This is a genomic window from Thalassobacillus devorans (assembly GCF_011761345.1).
GTDB lineage: Bacteria > Bacillota > Bacilli > Bacillales > Halobacillaceae > Thalassobacillus > Thalassobacillus devorans.
The window spans coordinates 197211-213790 of the sequence record NZ_JAASRY010000002.1 but is presented as its reverse complement, the minus strand read 5'-3'; the positions used below and the strand labels follow the sequence as shown (position 1 = coordinate 213790).

Below are 16580 nucleotides of genomic sequence, written 5' to 3'. Positions count from 1 at the left end.
TTTGCTAGTCCATCCGTTAGATTTTAGCCGATTCCTCTTGTAAAAGTTATCAGCTGACTTGAATATGTTAGTGAAATCCATTAATAGAGGAGGCTTTATACTTGGAACTATTTTTAACAATATTTTTTGGTTTATGTCTATTCTTCCCACTACTTCACTTGCTTCACTGTCTGCCCTGGTTTCGGGAAGAGGATGAGCTGGTTACACATTCTCCATCATCCGAAAAAGGCATCAGTATCCTGGTTCCTTCCTATAATGAGGCCGGAATCATCGAAACATCCGTTCATAGTATGAAGTCTTTGGCGTATGAGAACTTTGAAGTGGTCTACATCAATGATGGATCGACCGATGAGACCTTTTCCATTTTGCACCGGCACTTACATTTGAAGCCCTCTGCAAAAATCCCGATTGAAAAACTGCCGCACAACAATGTAAACAAGGTGTATCAATCAAGTCTATACCCGAATATTTATGTAATCGATAAAATGAACGGGGGTAAGGCAGATGCTTTGAATGCAGGAATAGAGTACGCTTCCAAAGAGTTAGTTGTTACATTGGATGCAGATACCGTTCTCACCGCCCCTTCGCTAAAAGTAATAAATGAAAAATTCGCTAACCCGGAGGTTGTAGCTGCAGGCGGTATGGTTCATGTATTGCAAACTAAAACCAGTAACCCATTAAAGAATTTATCACTTGCCGGAACCAAAATGTTGGTACGTGTGCAAATGCTTGATTTTATGAAAGCATTTTATGTAACGAAGCTATCGCTTGCACGGTTTCAAGCCTTAGCTATTATCTCGGGCGCTTTTGGCATTTTTTCAAAAAAAATGCTGCTTGATGTTGGAGGGTATCGCTCTTCTGTTGGAGAGGATATCGATATAACATTGAAAATCCACCGGTATATTGCAAAACAGAAAGATAAAAAAATCCTCCTGATAACGGAGGCTATCAGTTATACCGAGTTACCTGAAACATGGAAGGATTTATTTAAACAACGAATCCGCTGGCAAAAGTCCTATATGGACTGTCTGGTTCACTTCCGATCCTTTTTAAGTAAGACAGTTTTGACGAAAGCTGTTTCTTTTTTTTACATCATTGAATCTTTTTTTGTCGGCATTGTCGCTGCCTATATTACCGCAGGGTTCTTCGTAGCGAGCGCATTTTTGAATATCGCTTTTGTTTTCTTAGGGTTCATCATTGTCTATTTATCCTATATATTTTTGTTTAATTTCATCTATAACCTGCTGGCAATCGTACAGGTGAAACGGTATGGATTTACATTTGAGAAAGGAGATCGATTACGCTTATTCAATACTGTTGTATATGACGTGTTTATTCACCGCTTTGTCACCATGTATTTCGTTATGTATGGCAGTGTCGCTTATTTTTTTAACAGGGATTGGAAAAAGGTCTCACGAACCGGAAGAAAATATGAGGTAGAACCTGCTTCCGCTAAAGTAACAACTTATCGACAAAATGTTTAGGTGAGGTAATCATGAAGAAAAAAATAAAATGGAAAAAAATTATGCTTATATTGCTGACCAGCCTCAGTGTAGTCATCGTGGCTGCAGGAAGTTATGGATGGAACCTCGTAACTTCTACATTTACGAATATCCAGGAAGATATCGACCGCAAAAAATCAGACAAGCGTCGGGAAGCGATTAACTTTGAAGAAGGTGATCCTTTTTCACTTTTACTTATGGGTATCGATGAACCAGGCAGTCAGGGAGACGTTTACAGAAGGACAGATACACTAATTTTACTAACCGTTAATCCAAAGAATAATTCTACCCACATGGTAAGTATTCCCCGTGATACTTATACAAAGATTGCAGGGGAAAACAAGAAAGATAAAATCAATCATGCCTATGTATTTGGCGGCACAGAAATGACTATCCGGACAGTAGAGAATTTTCTCGATGTTCCTGTAGATTATTTTGTACGCGTCGACATGGAAGGATTACAGGATATGATTAATGCCCTAGATGGTGTTAAAGTCAAAAATAATTTGGAATTCACTTATAGACGCTCTCATTTTAAGAAAGAGACCATTGAGCTTAGTGGTGAAGAAGCAGCCAACTACGTGCGAATGAGGCATAAAGATCCTCGTGGAGATCTCGGTCGTCAAGAACGGCAGCGCAAGGTTATCCAGGGAATGTTAAATAAAGCAAAAAGTCTATCTTCCATAAAAAGGATAGAAGAAATACTGAGTGTCGTAGAAGACAATATCAGGACAAACTTCAGCTTGGAGGAAGCTTGGAATGTGCAGTCCAATTACAAGGATGCCCTCAATAAGGTGAAACAGCATGAAATACCAGGCGAAGATGGCGAAATAGATGAAGTCTATTATTATATGCCGAACGAAGATAAAGTTGAGAAACTTTCCAGCCTGTTGCAGGAGCACTTGGAACTCCAAAAATAATTCTGTTCTATCCGTTTTCTCATTTAAGAGTAATTTACTATATGTCATGGTCAGTATTATTCTTGTCGACATGGTAGACTATCTTAACTAATTTGAAAAAGGAGAGATGATTATCCACACGCCCCGTTCATTTTTAAGTTCATTTACTTGTATCGGATTGTTCTTATTACTTCTGGTAATGGTCTATCAGTTATCACCAACAGCTGTTGACGCTCACGAAACGGATACTTACGAGGTCGGGACTTCAACATTGAATGTTAGAAGCAGCCCTGGCACAGATGCAGAAATAATAGGTTCCTACTCTAAGGGAGAGGTCCTTCATGTGGAGGATATCAAATTTGGTTGGGCAAATGTAAATTATGACGGAAGAGAAGGATGGGTTGCTACTCCTTACTTATTAAAAACAGAAAGTGCTCAGAGTGCGGGTAAAGTAACCGTTGACGTTGATATAGCAAACATTCGCTCGGGCCCTAGCACAAGTAATGACATGATCGCCCAAGCGAAACAGGGAGAAACACTCACCAAATTAGATGAATCTGGTGAGTGGGTAAAAATACAATTAAATAACGGGGATACCGGATGGATAGCAGGCTGGCTGGTGTCTACTTACAAACAAGAAGACGATACTATAGGAGAAAAGCCATTGGAAGGAATCAATATTGTGCTCGATGCCGGTCACGGCGGCTTCGATCCAGGAGCTATAGCTGCTAACGGGGAACTTGAAAAAGACTTCACCCTTCCCACCGCAGAGCTGACAGCAGATGCTTTGCAAAGAGCTGGTGCCACTGTGATTATGACTCGGGAAAGAGATGATTACCTAACGCTTGACGAACGAATCAGAATCAGCCAGGCCTATTTTACCCATGCCTTCATTAGTGTCCATTATAATTCTTCTTACAACGCTGCCGCCAATGGTGTAAGTACGTATTACTATGAGGAAGCGGAGGGAAGAGATTTGGCATCGAATATTCAATCAAATCTATCTTCCACTACCAGTCTTCAAAATAGTGGTATTCATCATGGAAACCTCCATGTGTTACGAGAAAATGTAGGCAGCTCTGTTTTGGTTGAGTTAGGTTTTATCTCTAATCCAGTAGAGTTAGAGGTAGTACAAACACCAAGTTATCAACAACTAGCGGCTAAAGCTATTACTGAAGGAGTAATTGATCATTTTTCCAATTGAAATCAGGTAAATTTAGTAAGTATAAATGATTGTAACAGGCGGTTGATAGAATCGGAAATAAATCCCCAGAATAATATGAATGGTACAGGCCACACCCCAGTTCCTCCAAATTAAGGAGGAACTGGGGTGTTCCGTTTTTTACCCCGTAGCCCTCCAAAATTTGGAGGGCTACGGGGTATGCTTCTCTTTCTTAAGACTTTTTGTCTGATTTTGTTGGTACATTCTTACCTATTTGCGGTTATCAATAGGAATCTGCCCTTTTGATATGTAACTAGTTAGTGTAGTATTACCAATATTTTAAAAAGGGAGCTGTGTAAAGTGAACAGAAAATGTTTATCTTGGTTGACCCTCATCATAGGACTGGTTCTTATGATGATCGGCGGGGATTTCGCCGGGAACTCTACGTCAGCACAGTCATCACAAAACGGAAAGCTGAATTTAGGTCATGCCGGTCTTGAGGAAACAAGAGAAACGGAAGAAATCGCTCCTGGAGTTACGTACACACATATAGAGCGCGGGCATGAATCAAAACATGATGTGTATACTGTCAATGTCGATTTTGTAGAAACCAAGGAAGAGAGCAAGGAACTCGTTAAACAATTGAAGGCAGATGGTTATAAGCCATATATCACCGAAATCAAAGATCACAAGTCTAACGATATCGACGAAAACCGGATCGCTTACCTTGTCCGCGTAGGAGAATTTGATGAAATCGATCGTGCCCAGCAATTAGAGGCTGCGTTGGAGAAGGATGGTTACACAAGTGCCAGCACCCTTTTTACTGCCTTTGACGGAACAAAGACAGACGGTCCTTGGGCAGTGAACATTCTGGAAGTCGATCCTGATGTCTTTGATGGTACAATTGCTTCTGAACTCGCTCAAGGCGTGGTCCAGGGGAAAGAAAGAGTAACCGAGATTTCCGAACGAACCGATGCACTGGCAGCAATCAATGGCGGGTACTTTGTCGTCGGATCCCGTGACGGGACACCGGGAGATCTCGCCGGTGTTTCTGTTATCGATGGCGAGCTGGTCAGTGAGTCCGTCAGTGACCGAACCAGCTTGATGTTTAACAACAGTGGCGATGCCGACATCGCTACAGTGGAAACGGAACTGATGGTTGAGTCTGCCGACGGAGCATCCACTTATTTGGATGGCATCAACCGGGAGCCTGGCTTGATCCGCAGCTGTGGCGGTACAGGCGGAGATGAATCGACAGAAGAACCGCGCCATGATGTCACCTGCACTGATGACAGCGAGCTGATTTTATTCAAGCCGATCTATGGAGCGTCAACTCCTGCCGGTGAAGGCCTGGAAGCTGTACTTGATTCCGATGGCGAAGTGTGGGAAATCAGAGATCGCGGTGGAGAAATTCCCGTAGATGGTGCCGTACTTGCTGCTACTGGATCACACACCGAGTGGCTTAGCGAACATGCACAGCCAGGATCCAAGCTGGAGTTGAAGGAAAGTTTACTGGTAGATGGAAAAGAAGCAGCGGATGATGAGATAAGAAGTATCGTAAATGGCGGGCCCCGCCTGATTGAAAACGGTGAATTGACGATACCTGCCGCTGATGAAGGCTTCTATTGGAGCACAGACTTCTTGTATAACTTCGCTATCAAGCGACACCCTCGGACGCTTGCCGGAATCAAGGAAAACGGAAACTTGTTATTCGTAACGGTAGACGGCCGGGCAGACAATAGCATCGGCGTCAACTTCCTGGAAAGTGCCGAGCTGATGAAGAGTTTGGGAGCAGTGGAAGCCATGAACCTTGACGGCGGCGGATCGACGACGATGGCAATTGGCGATGAACTCGTCAACCAGCCTTCTGATGCTTCCGGCGAAAGACCAGTCGGCGATGCTATTGTCATCCTGCCAGAATAAACTTTAATTAGTTGTACCCCAGGCCCTCCAATATCTGGAGGACGTGGGGTGTGTCATGCTATAGGAAATCAGGGACTTTTTGATATTTATCGGTATCGGCTGGAATCAATGCTAATGCTCCTTTGATTCCTTGCTCATCTAGCAGAGCAGGAGCAGTAATGTACTCCTCCAGCACTGGAAGATCCATGTATCCATTCATTGCTGTAGAAACTTTATTTCTGATAAGCTCATAAAGCCTTTCCTGCTTCATCACTCCGCCTCCAAGAATAATCTGTTCAGGTGCCAATACCAGAGAGTAATTCACGATCGCCTGCGCCAGATAATAAGCAGTCATCTCCCATACGGGATCATTTTCTGGAAGAGATGTTCCAGCTCTCCCGTATCGATCATGAATAGCTGTCCCTGATGCCAATCCTTCCAGACAGTTCCCATGATAGGGACAGCTCGCTGTAAAACGATCTTCCGGGTGCTGTTCCACTTTAATATGACCCATCTCCGGATGCTGTCTGCCTATAAATGTCCTCCCGTCTTTAACAAACCCCGCTCCAATTCCTGTTCCTACCGTGATATAAAGGACACTTCTCGCTCCTTGAGCGGCTCCCCAACGATATTCTCCAAGTGCTGCAGCATTTACATCCGTATCTAAATAAACAGGAACGGATAATTCCCTTTGAAGAGCACCAAGTAAATCGTACCCTTTCCACAGCTGCTTCGGTGTATTCAAAATCGTTCCATACGTATTACTATCTTTATTCAAATCAATCGGACCAAAGCTGCCAACACCAAGTCTATTTATCTGATAAGCTGCAAAGAAATCTACAACCTTCTGCAGTGTTTCTTCTGGTCCTGTTGTCGGCAATGTCACCTTATCCACTATCTCTCCCGAAGGAGTTCCTATAGCACAAACGAATTTCGTACCTCCTGCTTCTATTGCTCCATTGTACACGCCAGATCACCTCCATAAAGCGAGCCCTGTTGACCTGGCCAACAGGGCTCCTTCTTATTCAATTGAGTTAACGTTTACTCCCCATGTTGTTTTTTCCATTCATCATACTGCTTTTGGATTTCGTCCAACACTTTTTGAAGGCCTGCTTCATATAGTTTGTCATTGAATTTAGGCAAGTACTCTTCTGGATCAACAGCACCTTTGAGCAGTGCAGGAGCATATTCACTTGTTACGTTGGAAATTGCGGCAATCTCCGTGCGTACTGGATTGGTATCAAAGTAGAATCCTAATGCTGGTGAAGGAATAGATTTGTCATTGAATTCTTCAAAGGCTTCCCATTTATCTTCCGGGTCGTCTTCATAAAGCTTTAGGATGAGCTGGTTTCCAATAGCGAAACTTGGCATATTGAATTTCTCCACTCGTGCTGGCAAGTCTTTGATTTTGCCGTCTTCCACCTCTTCATAGTGCTCTCCTTCAATTCCTTTGTCCAAAAGGTTTCTGAGATAAGGGTCTGTATTCAAGAGGTTCAGGAATTCCATCGCTTTCTCTGGATTTTGTGATGTTGCAGAAATAGCTTGCATGGATCCGGTGACAGAACCATTAAAAATATATGGTTCATGTAATGGCTGGGCTACAATCTCATAGCCTGCAGATCTGGACCATACTTTTTCTGCGTATGGCTGATAAAGTTCTTTCCGTACAAACCAGTTCGCAACTTCAAGCGGCCAGGAATCTGTACTTGTCGCCGCATCAGAACGAATGTAGCCTTTTTGATAGTAATCATGCATCGTCTTTAGCGTATCCATGGTGACGTCTTCTTCATAAACATTCACAACTTCATCCGTATTTCCGTCAAGTCGGAATGCAAATGGCATTTCCCCCTGAAGAATGAAATCGAATGGCAGGTAAGCATCAAACGTGGCAATTGGCGTAACATCCGGTTCATTCTGTTTGATTACCTCAAGCAGTGGCTCCAGGTCCTCGATAGAATTGACATCGGACACATCAAGGTTATGTTTTTCAACCAGTTCGTTGTTAAACGAAAGTACTGCCTGCTGACCAAGTTCCTTATTAGTAGGGATAGCATATAGGGAGCCATCAATTTTTGCCCCTTCAATGAACTGCGGATTAATGGCTTCCTTCATTTCTTTGCCATGCTCGTCCAGTAAGTCATTCAGTTCAAGAAAAGCTCCTTTTCTTGCGTTTAAGGAATAATTATTTGCCCAGGAACTAGTGAAAGCGATATCATATTCTTCCGCAGAAGCTGTGATGACTTGCATCCGTTCGTCATAGTCGCCCCAGTCAATCAGATTCAAATCTATTGTTGCATTGATCTTTTCCTTCGTGTACTCGTTTACTTCTTCCATTACCTTTTCCGTGTCAGGCTGTGGTGTACCGATTAAATACCACTTCAACTCTACCGTCTCATCCGAATTTTCGCCTTGAGCATTGCTCTCTTCATTATTACTGCACCCAGTAATTAAACCTGTAACTCCTAACAGCACCATGAAAAACATCATCAGTTTCTTCAAATCTTTCCCCCGCTTTCCGTTATTTTAATTCTAGTGAACCACTCACTAAATGTGAAACTATTCTTTAACACCGCCGATGGTCAACCCTTTGACAAAGTACTTCTGGAAGAAAGGATAAGATAACGCAATCGGTAATGTCGCTATAACAACAATGGCCATTTTCACAGAATCCTGTGGTATCGAATTCAAAAGGGAAGAATTCTGGCTCATCATCGAGTTTTGTTTGATAAAGTCTAAATTGTTTTCGATTTTCATCAGTAACGATTGCAGTGGAACGAGATTAGGGTTGTCAATGAACAGCAACGCATTAAACCAGTCATTCCAGTAAGCCAGCGTACTGAACAATGCGATCGTCGCAATACCCGGAACAGCCAGTGGAACAACAATCTGAAGGAAAATGCGGAACTCCCCTGCACCATCGATTCGCGCCGACTCCAATATCGCTTCCGGCACAGACTGTTGAAAGAACGTACGCATGATAATGATATAGAAGGCATTTACTGCCAGTGGCAGTATCAGTGCCCAAATCGTATTTTTCAAATCTAGGAACTGTGTTACAACGATGAAAAAAGGAACCAGTCCTCCACTGAATAGCATCGTGAAAAAGGCAATAAAGGTGAATTGTTTCCGGTAAATGAATTGCTTTCTCGAAATAGCATAACTGTATAAAGAGATAATCGAAACACTGATTAGCGTTCCTAGCACCGTAACAAGTAGTGTAACGCCAAAAGCGCTCAGGAGCTGATCCTTCATTGTTTTTAAATAACGATAGGCTTCAAGACTCCATTCCTGCGGAAAGATGCTGTAACCGTTTTGCGCTAAAGACTGCTCACTTGTCAATGAGATGATGATGACGTAAATGAACGGAAAGATACACAAAAATGAAAAGGAAGCAAGTAATATATGCATGAATATATTTGTTTTTCCGCTGAAACCATAAGGGTTATAAGTTTTCGCGGCTTTCTTCGCTTTCTCTTTTTGGGTAATCGTTCTTCCTTTGACCTGGCTGGAGACATTCGATAGATTGGCCAATTACTTCCCTCCTCTCGATGTATTAGAACAAGGCATTATCTTCATCCACTTTCCTTACGATATAATTGGCGATAAGAATAAGCACAAATCCAACGGTTGCCTGATAAAGACCTGCCGCTGTGCTCATCCCGATGTCCCCCATCGTCATCAACCCCCGATAGACGTATGTGTCAATAACGTTGGTTACGGAATAAAGAGGACCGGAATCTCTCGGAATCTGATAGAATAAACCAAAATCGGCACTGAAGATATTTCCGATATTCAAGATGGTAAGAATAATAATGATTGGCATGATCATCGGGATGGTCACATGCCAGATTTGCTGCCATTTGCTGGCACCGTCAATCATGGCCGCTTCGTAATAACTTCGATCAATCCCTACGATAGCAGCAAGATAGACAATACTGCTGAAGCCTACCCCTTTCCACTGACTTACCGCGACCAGTATGTAAGGCCAAAAAGAGGCTTCATTGTACCAGGAGATGGCCTCAAAACCGAAATGTTCAAGAAAGCCATTGATCATTCCGCGATCCATACTGAGAAAGGTAAAGACAAAATAGCTGACAACTACCCATGATAGAAAATGAGGAAAGAGCATTCCTGTCTGATAGACCTTAGCCAGTTTCTGCTTCGTGATTTCACTTAAAATAATAGCTACACCAACAGCAAGAATCAGTCCGAGAACAATAAATAAAAGATTGTAGAGTACCGTGTTTCTTGTGATGATGAATGCGTCATTTGTGCTGAATAAAAACCGGAAGTTTTCGAATCCAACCCAATCGCTATTCTTCACACTTGCAAAAAAACCGTCCGCGTCATATCTGAAATCTTTAAAAGCGATCACCTGACCGAACATTGGCAGATAAGCAAAGATAGCGAACCAGATTAAGCCAGGCAATGTCATTAACAACCAGATTCGGTTGCTGTAAAGATTCCTCCCGAATTTCTTAAGCCGCTTCACATGGAAACCTCCTCTCTATTGTTGAAATTAAGAAATGATAGAGTTGTTTATCTCTTGTTTCTATTATATGAAAACCCTTTCAAAGGAAGATAGTTAAGATAATTAAGGTTTACTGTCAAAAATTAACCCTTTTACAAATAAAAAAGCTCCCCCGGTGGAGGAACCTGATATATTCCGCTATTTATGCTGGTGGCGCCATTCTGTCGGTGTAACATCTTCCAGCTTTTTAAACTGTTTATAAAAATAGGTGGCATCGGCATAGCCGACTTTTTTCCCGATACTGCCTGCTTTCTCATGGGAGTTCTGTAAATACTGTTTGGCCCGTTCAATTCGAATCCGGTTCAGATACTTCGTAAATGAAGAAGACACCTCTTTTTGAAAAAGCTGTCCAAGATAGATAGAATTCACATGAAACTGATGTCCAAGCGTTTTAAGGGAAAGATCCTCGCTATAATTCTGGTGGATGTATTGCAGGACCGTTTCAATAATCGGGCTGTATTCCCTTTCTTTAACAGGTGGATGGTCGATCAGTTTAATACACTTCTTCAGAACCTCGACTCCATCCTCTTTTGTTTCCGTGGACATGATTTCATGCACCATCGTTACATAATCTTCATATTCGAGCGGGATGAAAAAATTGTTTTTTATATGATAGAACAATTCTAATAGAATACTTTTTAACATAAGTGTCTGTAGCTGTTTTTCAAAGTAATCCAATAGCTGCTCCATCGAATTAATTACATTCTGAAATTCCCGGTTGGCCAACTGTTCAAGTAATTCAGGGCGAAGAAAGTTACTGGATCGCTTCAAGTCATGCACCTGGTTTATGAAATAATCGGAATAAAGTTCATCTGCCAGCTGGTGGTCTTCTTCCGGAAGCAGCAGCTTTAACTCACAATGCCTTTCCAGTTCTCGATATATCTCAGGTATTGAACCAATGGACGTTATTCCGGTCTGGTGTGCAGAGACTAGTTCACTTGCCAAATCATAACGTTCAAGCACCTGTTCTACATGTTCCCACTCACCTTTCCAGCTATCAAGCTCGTCATAATAGCTCCATAACAGCAATAGATCACCCATGGGAGTTAGTACACAGACTGCAGATGTTTCACTCTCTAAATTAGACTGTGTTTTCCGTAACAGGTCTTCCGCTTTTCCTTCCCAGTCGATTTTCAACAGAGCAATGGCATATTCAGGTTCCAGTTGGATATCCGGGTAAAGTGATAGCCTTCTAATACATTCTTCTTCATTCATTTTCCCCTGCATCCAGCGCCAGATCGCATGATCACGGAGGACCAGTTCTGATTCTTCCTGAAGCATCGAATGGCTTAGTTTTTCTTTAATATGTAATAGAGAAGAAACCAGTTCTTCTTCATTAATCGGTTTAAGCAGGTAATTCTCAATCCCAAGGTTGAGCCCTTTTTTAATCAGATGGAATTCACGAAAACCGGTCAAGACAATGGAGCGAACCGAAGGGTTCTTTTCTTTTACCGCTTCAATGAGCTCAAGACCTGTCATTTCCGGCATCTGTATATCTGTAATCAGGACATCCACCTTAATTTCCTGGATTTTGGCGTAAGCTTCCTTTCCATTAGAAGCAGCAGCGGTTACCTTGAACCCATAAGCTTCCCAATCAATGATATTCTGCATTCCTTCGACAATCAGCGGTTCATCATCCACTAGCATAACGTTGATCATGACTTTCCACCTCTTTCAATAATGGCATTACAATTTGTACGATGGTATGAGACCCTGGCTCACTATTTAACTTAATTCCATAATCATCTCCAAACTTCATCTTAATTCGTTCATTTACATTCCCAAGTCCTATGGAACTGGATGTTTGGTGTTTACTGGCCAGACGTTCCTGAATTTCCTCTAGATGTTGTGGTTCTATTCCTTTTCCATTGTCCTCTATCACGATGTGTAACAACTCGCCTTTTTTAGTAATTCTGGTAGAGACCTTATTATCCAAGCGATCCCTTTTCAATCCATGCAGCAAATAATTTTCGATAATTGGCTGCAGGATAAAAGGAGGAACATAAGCATCCATTACAGCCGGGTCGATGTGGAATTCACTTGTCAGCTGATTCGGAAACCTGATTTTAAAAAGCTCCAGGTATTGATACGCATGATCTTTTTCATCCAATATTGGGATGAGCTCAGCCGTTTGCAAGGAATAACGGAATAGATCGGCCAGCTGTACAATCATTTTTCCCGTTACTCTGCCACCCTCCGCAATAGCCTTCATCCGAATTGCTTCAAGTGTATTGTAAAGAAAGTGTGGATTGATTTGAGCCTGCAGGTTGGCTAGCTCGGCTTCCTTCTGTTTGAGTCTTGAGAAATACACCTTGTTTATATATTCTTCTAACGTATCCAGTGTCTCATTGAAGGTGGAGGATATAACATTCAAGTCATCATCGGCTGTTGTTGTATCCATCCTGACGCTAAGATCCCCTTTTTGCACTTCCTTCATTTTTCGATTCATTTGATTGACCCGTTTCGAATAGTTTTTTAGAGATAAAAAAGGAATACCAATGGAGAATAGCGTCAATACAAGAATGATCAGAAATATCGATAATTTATAAGAAGTGAGATTCTCGACTTTTGATTCCGGGATGGCGGCTGTAATCATAAGCTCACTGACAGGGTCCACCAGCCCTTGAACAAGATAACCATTGTCTTCTATGTACCCATCCTGGATCGATTGATACGTCAGCGTTTTTTCCGCCTGGTAATCTCCCTCACCGAATGCATAGCGTACATTTCCTTCTGCATCTATTAACTTAAAGGAAACATCTGATAGATTTTCTCTGACAGTTAATAGCTGATCAATATTGCGGTACGAAAAAAGGACATCAATGGTACCTAACTTGTCCAGTGATGTTGGATCGTTGATTTGCTCACTGAGCACATGGACATTCTTAGGCGTTCTCAGAAGCTCTTTTTCGTCGTCATCCAACAAATTCCATTGCGAATGGTTGTAAATATATTCATATTTTGAACCATAGACCTCATTTCTTACCACTGCAGCAATAACCTCTGAATCACTGGAAAAATAGTTACTGACAAAGATATCAAAGTTATAAGGAACTAACGAGTCGCTTTCATAGTACTTGTCCAGTCGATAATCGAGGTAAGCCTGGTAATCATGCTGAAGCGCAAATGACAGATCCTGAAGCAAAGTTTTGTCTAAGTAAAGCTGCCGGATGCCTTGTTTGACGAAGGCATGTTTCTTTTGAAGCTCCGATTGAATCTCTTCTATTACATTTCGCTGACGATCCATTTCTCTTTGAATGACAAAATCAGAATAATAGGAGGAAAGAATAATAAACAACGCCGACATCGCCATAAGAATAATCGTCGTGTAAGTGAAAAAAATGCGGTAAAACATTCGCCCACTAAGTTTTTTTATAAGACTGATAAGCGCTTTCATAGTTTCACATCCTAGTTATTAACCAATGATAGCACAAAACAGGGATAGCTATATATCCCTGTTTTGTTCATTTATTGTAAGCTCGACTGATTTCAGTTCATATGGAGAAAATGACAGTTGAATCGGCTCTTCTTTCACTTCTCTTAGCAGGTCCTCTTCCATCAAATTGACTTCTCGCCATCCCTTAACAGGGCAGCCAGCCTCGAGGTGGACGCGGCCAGATGCGCCTTCCATCTCATGCATTCTGACAATCACTTTGTCACTTAACTCCGCCTTTTTCACAGCATCAATGACGACCTGATCACTGGAGACCGTTAGAAAAGGATGATGATAGGCTGCTTCTATCTCGCCTTCCGTGACAAACCATTCTGTATCCAGATAGGCTGCTTCCTTTTCCACCTCTCGCTTGTTTCCTTCTCCTCCAAATGGAAAAATCGAATACGTAAAATGGTGCACACCAATATCAGCATATGGATCTGGATGGATCGCTCCCTTTAGAAGTGTCAGCGATAGCACATTGTCTTTAGCAGAATATCCATACTTGCAATCATTCATTAAGCTGATACCATAATAAGGCTCCGAAAGAGCGGCCCATTTGTGCCCTACGCTTTCAAACCTAGCTGCATCCCAGGAAGTATTCCAGTGGGTCGGCCTTTTGACATTCCCGAATTGGATGTCAAAGATCGCATCTGTCGTTCGGATCGCAAGTGGAAATTCGACCTTCAGAAGCTGCTGCCTCGCTGTCCAATCCACTTTGGTTTCGAAGTCGATTCTAGCCGTATGCTTATAGCAGTGCATGAGCTGGACGATGTCTGCACCTGGCCATTCCCACGTAAAGCGTAAGGTAGTCCTCAGAGGTCCATTTTCTATCAGTTCGCAGCTTTTAAAGGTGTCAATTACCTTCGACTTTTCCTGATAAAACAGATCAATATCCCAGGCATCATGCGCCATAGGTTTATCTTCAAATATCCGGAACACATTACCAGGAGATTCTGACGAAAGCATTTCCCGTTGTTCTAACTTGTCAAAAACCCGTGTCAGCTGGCCAAATCGGTTCCATTCCATCTCATATCGATCATTCTTCAGCGTTCGTTCTTCCAGGTTGACATGGCTCAAAGGAGTCTTGTCTTTTTGGACTCCTTCTCCAGGTTCTATCGTGTGATAGGCGAATGGTTTCACCTCTTCAACTAAAACAAGCCGATCGCCTGAGGCCGTTTCTTGCGTTAGAAGCGACTTGCCATTCATTTGATAAGAAGCAGCGGAATGATCCGGGATCGTAAGTAATATATCTTTCTTATATTGTAATGGATGAAAGACAGACCAGCTATCATTTTTCTCTTTCTGCGCAAGGTGTTTGTGCTGTTCCTTGATCTCCTCTACAATTCCCCACGCTTCTGCGTATTCTTTATCAGCATCTGCATATACCTCGGTAATGGAAGAACCAGGGATAATATCATGGAACTGATTCAGGAGGATTTTTTTCCATCCATTTTCTATCGAAGCAGCAGGATATTCGGACCATCCTTTATTAATACCGTCTCTGACGGCTAACAGTTCCACTGCTCTATAGGCTTGTTCCAGTCTTCGATTTTGCCGTTTCATGTTCGCCTGGCTGGTATATGTGCCACGATGGTATTCCAGGTACAATTCCCCGTCCCAGGTGTGGACGTATTCATCGGTTTCTTTCACATTTTCATGGAGCTTATTAAAATAATCCGTAATCGTTGACGACTGGACGGCAGGAATGCCAGGAATACGGTCAAATTGACGTTTTAACTCCAGCATGTCCCGATTCACTCCTCCGCCGCCATCACCGTATCCATAAGCAAGCAGCAAATCACGATTGATTGCTTTATCCTGATATTTCTCCCATATTCCTTTAACTGTCTCCCCAGTAATAAGTCCGTTGTAGGTGTAAAACCAGGCATCCTCCGGGCGGCCAGGCTCCGGTGTCGTTACAAAATGAGTCAATATTTCTGTGCCATCAATCCCTTTCCAATGAAAAGTATCATGCGGCATGCGGTTATATTGATTCCAGCTGATTTTGGTGGTCATAAAGGTATCAACGCCTGATTTCTTCAGAATTTGCGGTAACGCCCAGCTGTATCCAAAAACATCAGGCAGCCATAGAATCCGGCTATCTTTTTGAAATTCATCTTTAATGAATTTCTTTCCATACAGGAGCTGCCGGACAAGCGATTCACCCGATGGGATGTTGCAATCTGCCTCTACCCACATCGCTCCTTCGATTTCCCACTGTCCATCCTTTATTCGTTCCTTTATCCGTTGGTAGAGCTCAGGTTCTTGTTCCTTCATCCATTGATAAAGCTGTGGCTGACTTTGTAAATAGATGTAATCGGGATAAAGCTCGGCTAATCTCAAGACCGTAGAAAATGTCCGTTTCGCTTTTTCTTTGGTATGCTTCACCCGCCACAGCCAGGCGAGGTCAATATGCGAATGACCGATGGTATGAATCGTAATGTCCGACTGCTTTTCCACTGCTGTCAGATCGTCTTCCAGTAGGGAATATGCTTCATAAATGCTCTCATAAAAAGCATCAGACCCAGGATCAGACCAATCAATGGACTGAAAAGCTTTATTCAATAGATTCAGCAGCATCGACCTGCCAGCTTCATTCTCCGGCTGATTCTTAATAGCATCAAGCACAGCAGTCGACAGATAATAGAATTGATCTACACGCTGGTCAAGAACGCCAAACCATGCTTCCTTCAATCTATAGTATTGCTCCTGAGGATGTCCTCCGCCTTCAAGTCCCGACCAAAGCATCAGATCAATATCTATTTCCTCCGGGAGTGGAGATGGGAGGATCACTTCTTTATGATTGGAATCGACTCCTTGAAATGGATTACGGTTCACATAAAGGAGTGCTTCAAAGCCTGAATTGTTGCCTCCCCCTGTTCGCCCGGCATCCACAAACAACACAACTTGCTCATCCTTGAATATTTCGGGAAATTGCAGCCGTGTATGCAGCCATACATACCGGTCTCTCCCTGACCAGGTATCATTCCGTTCCATCACTTGGTTGGAGTACTCTTCGGGCAAGGTGATCTCCTCGCCTTTATCCGGTTCATAGATAGAGAAAGAAGGAATATACTGTTTATGGCGATAACGGTACCGATCAATTTCGTGGATTCGATTTTGCAGTTTTTCTACTCGATAAAACATA

The 16580-nt window shown here is 42.5% G+C and carries 11 protein-coding genes; 4 read left to right on the top strand and 7 right to left on the bottom strand.

Going from position 1 to position 16580, the window contains the following annotated elements; translation table 11 throughout:
- The first annotated feature begins 101 nt into the window (after positions 1-101).
- The 4 genes from FHS45_RS08330 (at position 102) to FHS45_RS08315 (ending at position 5486) form a co-directional block, all read left to right on the top strand.
- Complete coding sequence (locus FHS45_RS08330; protein ID WP_062442151.1) at positions 102-1484, top strand: glycosyltransferase family 2 protein; 1383 nt, start codon at positions 102-104, stop codon at positions 1482-1484.
- A gap of 11 nt (positions 1485-1495) precedes the next feature.
- A complete protein-coding gene (locus FHS45_RS08325) occupies positions 1496-2422 on the top strand; it encodes an LCP family glycopolymer transferase (protein ID WP_062442154.1) in 927 nt (308 codons plus the stop codon).
- A gap of 106 nt (positions 2423-2528) precedes the next feature.
- Positions 2529-3605 (top strand): N-acetylmuramoyl-L-alanine amidase family protein, encoded by a 1077-nt coding sequence (locus tag FHS45_RS08320; protein WP_062442157.1) that lies wholly within the window; start codon positions 2529-2531, stop codon positions 3603-3605.
- Positions 3606-3947: 342 nt separating this feature from the next.
- Positions 3948-5486 (top strand): phosphodiester glycosidase family protein, encoded by a 1539-nt coding sequence (locus FHS45_RS08315; RefSeq protein ID WP_166761389.1) that lies wholly within the window; start codon positions 3948-3950, stop codon positions 5484-5486.
- Between the two features lie 58 nt (positions 5487-5544).
- Here FHS45_RS08315 and FHS45_RS08310 read toward each other — a convergent pair whose 3' ends face one another.
- From FHS45_RS08310 to FHS45_RS08280, 7 genes are all read right to left on the bottom strand, one after another.
- The gene (locus FHS45_RS08310) at positions 5545-6432 is read right to left on the bottom strand and encodes an ROK family protein (RefSeq protein ID WP_062442164.1); all 888 of its coding nucleotides are present in this window, start codon (positions 6430-6432) and stop codon (positions 5545-5547) included.
- A 74-nt stretch (positions 6433-6506) separates the two neighbouring features.
- Positions 6507-7952: an ABC transporter substrate-binding protein gene (locus FHS45_RS08305; protein WP_062447542.1), complete on the bottom strand. Its 1446-nt coding sequence runs from the start codon at positions 7950-7952 to the stop codon at positions 6507-6509.
- A gap of 69 nt (positions 7953-8021) precedes the next feature.
- The gene (locus tag FHS45_RS08300) at positions 8022-8873 is read right to left on the bottom strand and encodes a carbohydrate ABC transporter permease (RefSeq protein ID WP_082412109.1); all 852 of its coding nucleotides are present in this window, start codon (positions 8871-8873) and stop codon (positions 8022-8024) included.
- A 145-nt stretch (positions 8874-9018) separates the two neighbouring features.
- Positions 9019-9957: an ABC transporter permease gene (locus FHS45_RS08295; protein WP_371872032.1), complete on the bottom strand. Its 939-nt coding sequence runs from the start codon at positions 9955-9957 to the stop codon at positions 9019-9021.
- Between the two features lie 177 nt (positions 9958-10134).
- Positions 10135-11655 carry a response regulator transcription factor gene (locus FHS45_RS08290; RefSeq protein ID WP_062442167.1) on the bottom strand — a complete coding sequence of 507 codons (1521 nt, stop codon included), beginning with the start codon at positions 11653-11655 and terminating at the stop codon, positions 10135-10137.
- Entirely contained in the window at positions 11630-13351 is a 1722-nt protein-coding gene (locus tag FHS45_RS08285) for a sensor histidine kinase (protein ID WP_166761388.1), read from the bottom strand. The genes FHS45_RS08290 and FHS45_RS08285 overlap by 26 nt, the downstream gene beginning before the upstream one ends.
- A gap of 90 nt (positions 13352-13441) precedes the next feature.
- Positions 13442-16579, bottom strand: coding sequence for an alpha-mannosidase (locus tag FHS45_RS08280; RefSeq protein WP_062442173.1), 3138 nt, complete (start codon positions 16577-16579; stop codon positions 13442-13444).
- Position 16580 lies beyond the last annotated feature (1 nt).

Bases quoted from the DNA above. Each gene is read 5' to 3' on its own strand.
- FHS45_RS08300 (WP_082412109.1), bottom strand. From the start codon at position 8,873: ATGCATATATTACTTGCTTCCTTTTCATTTTTGTGTATCTTTCCGTTC.
- FHS45_RS08320 (WP_062442157.1), top strand. From the start codon at position 2,529: ATGATTATCCACACGCCCCGTTCATTTTTAAGTTCATTTACTTGTATC.
- FHS45_RS08305 (WP_062447542.1), bottom strand. From the start codon at position 7,952: ATGATGTTTTTCATGGTGCTGTTAGGAGTTACAGGTTTAATTACTGGG.
- FHS45_RS08325 (WP_062442154.1), top strand. From the start codon at position 1,496: ATGAAGAAAAAAATAAAATGGAAAAAAATTATGCTTATATTGCTGACC.
- FHS45_RS08290 (WP_062442167.1), bottom strand. From the start codon at position 11,655: ATGATCAACGTTATGCTAGTGGATGATGAACCGCTGATTGTCGAAGGA.
- FHS45_RS08280 (WP_062442173.1), bottom strand. From the start codon at position 16,579: ATGTTTTATCGAGTAGAAAAACTGCAAAATCGAATCCACGAAATTGAT.
- FHS45_RS08285 (WP_166761388.1), bottom strand. From the start codon at position 13,351: ATGTTTTACCGCATTTTTTTCACTTACACGACGATTATTCTTATGGCG.